Source organism: Algoriphagus sp. (assembly GCF_024642405.1).
Lineage (GTDB): Bacteria > Bacteroidota > Bacteroidia > Cytophagales > Cyclobacteriaceae > Algoriphagus.
The window spans coordinates 1-2,584 of record NZ_JAHEBC010000470.1 but is presented as its reverse complement, the minus strand read 5'-3'; the positions used below and the strand labels follow the sequence as shown (position 1 = coordinate 2,584).

Below are 2,584 nucleotides of genomic sequence, written 5' to 3'. Positions count from 1 at the left end.
CTTGATAAAAGAAGTAGAATAATATCTAATGAATTAAGAAAACGATCTACCCACCCAAATCAACCAATAGGAATCTACATGGAAAGGTCTGTGGATTTTTTGGTTTCCATTCTTGCTATTTTGAGATTTGGGGGAGCTTATTTGCCTTTGGATCCTGACTATCCAGATCAAAGAATTCTCCAATATCTCCAGGAATCTGGCGCTAATTATGTTCTTACTCATCGTAGTTTGGTTGATTCCAAAAAATCAATAATCGATAATTTTAATATTATAAAAATTGATTCACTTGATTATAGTCAAAATAATGAAAATCAATTAGATAAAAACTCAGATAAAAGCGAAAACGCATACCTTATTTTCACCTCAGGCAGTACCAATAAACCTAAAGGAGTATTGGTTAGTCATTCTAATTTATTCTCATCAGTAGCAGCGAGAAAAGCCTATTATAAGGAGTCACCAACTTCATTTTTATTGGTATCCTCTTTTTCCTTCGATAGCTCTGTTGCGGGGATCTTTTGGTCTTTATGTACCGGGAGTAAATTAGTAATCACCCAGCAAAATGAAACTCTGGATACCGCTGCACTTTCTTCCATATTAAGTAGGGAGGAAGTCAGTCATACGCTTATGCTTCCTTCCCTTTATCAAACCTTATTGCAGGGAAGTGGCAAAGCATGTGATTCTTTAAAGGGAGTAATTTTGGCAGGAGAGGAGTTTCCAAACGAATTGATAAAAACGCACTTTGAAAGGCATCCAAAAACCAGGCTTTTTAATGAATATGGCCCAACTGAAGGGACTGTTTGGTGTACGGTTCAAGAATTGAAAACTAGAGATTCTTTTCATAGAGTTCCGATTGGTTTAGCCACTTCAAATACTTTAGCCTATGTTCTTGATAAAAATCAGAAATTAAGTCCTACAGGCATTCCCGGTGAACTCTGCATTGCAGGAGCTGGACTGACCAATGGCTATTTATCAGAGAGCGATACAACTTTAAAATTCCTTGAAAACCCATTTTCAGAGCATTGGAACAAGATTTATAGGACTGGAGATCTAGTTCGGATTCAGAAAGATGGATTGCTTGAATACCTTGGAAGAGAGGATAATCAGGTAAAAATCCGTGGGCATCGAGTTGAGTTAACCGAAATTCAAGAATTAGCTCAACGATACCCAAAAGTCAGTTCAGCATTAGCATTGGTCAGTGAAGAATCTGATCCCCAAATAATTTTAGCAATTAAATCAGATGTGAAATTAAGGGAAGAGGATTTGGGGGAATATTTCCGTCAGAATTTACCTCGCTACATGGTTCCGGACATAACTCTGATTTTGAAGGAATTCCCATTATTACCCAATGGAAAAGTAGATTTGAATGCTTTAAAGGGGATTGCACTTACCAAGCCAAAAGCAAGTTCTACTGCATCAAAAGTGCCATCTACCTATCTAGAGAGGCAGGTAGCAGGTATTTGGGCAGATGTAATGGGAGTAGAGGAAGTTCCTGTCAACAAAGATTTTAATGAGTTGGGAGGGAATTCATTACAGAGCATCCGAATTATCGCAAGATGCAGAGACATTGGGATTAAAGTAACGCCTGCTCAATTTTTACGCTATTCTACGGTAGAGTCGCTGGTCAAGTCCATTCATCATGAGGAATATTCAAGGCCTGAAAACACGCTTGAATTAGAAATTCTGAAGGTTTGGGAGAAATATCTAAGCCAAAAATTGATCGGGGTAAGGGATAGTTTTCAAAAAAATGGAGGCTCCGATTTTGAGTGGAGTCAGGTAGAAAAAGAGCTGAATTCGACTTATACCTTTAATGAGCCTATAAATATAGAGGATTGCATTGAAGAGATTGCAGGTAAAATAGAAAATAAAAAGAGTTTAGTTGATTTTGGCTCAAAATCTCTAAAGAGAATAATTCCAATTAAAACGACAGGAAGTAAACTACCGGTTTTCTGTATACATAGTGAGTTTTACTACGAAACGGTTTATAGTCAACTTACCAGGCATTTACCGGGAGAATATCCTGTATATAGTGTTTTATCTGTAAGTCCTGATCTGATTAAGAAATCGGTTCCCAAAGATATTGAGGAGGTAGCAAGCCTGTGTTTGGAAGAAATAAAAATAATTCAAAGCGAGGGTCCATACCGAGTTTTATCCTATTCCATTGGGAATGTTGTCTCTTTTGAGATTGCAAAACAGCTGATTCAGGCTGGTGAGCAGGTTAATTTGATCATGATCGATCCTCCTTTATTTTTTGATAAATCCAGAACTTTTGGAAAAGGTGGTTATAAAAAATTACTTAAATATATAGATTACTGGAATAAACCTAAAGAACTGGTAAATAAGGTTTTAAATAAAGTAAATAAAGACAAAAACCAACCAGTTTTAATAAAGGATACAGGACTCTTGAAGAAATATATTCTGGAATACAAACCAGAGAAAATAGATTGTGATACTTTGCTGATTACAACACCTAGGGAATTTAAACACACCTATGACTGGGATCCATTATTGAATATTGTGGATAGGGAGGAAATCTTGGGACCACATCTCAAGCTGATGAGAGAACCTTATACTGGGCAATTAAATG

General features: G+C 36.6%; 1 protein-coding gene. It reads left to right on the top strand.

All coding sequences use genetic code 11. The features are described from left to right. Window positions 1-18: 18 nt before the first annotated feature. On the top strand, window positions 19-2,584 hold a 2,566-nt coding region (locus Q0L68_RS19445), incomplete at its 3' end, for an amino acid adenylation domain-containing protein (protein ID WP_366938426.1).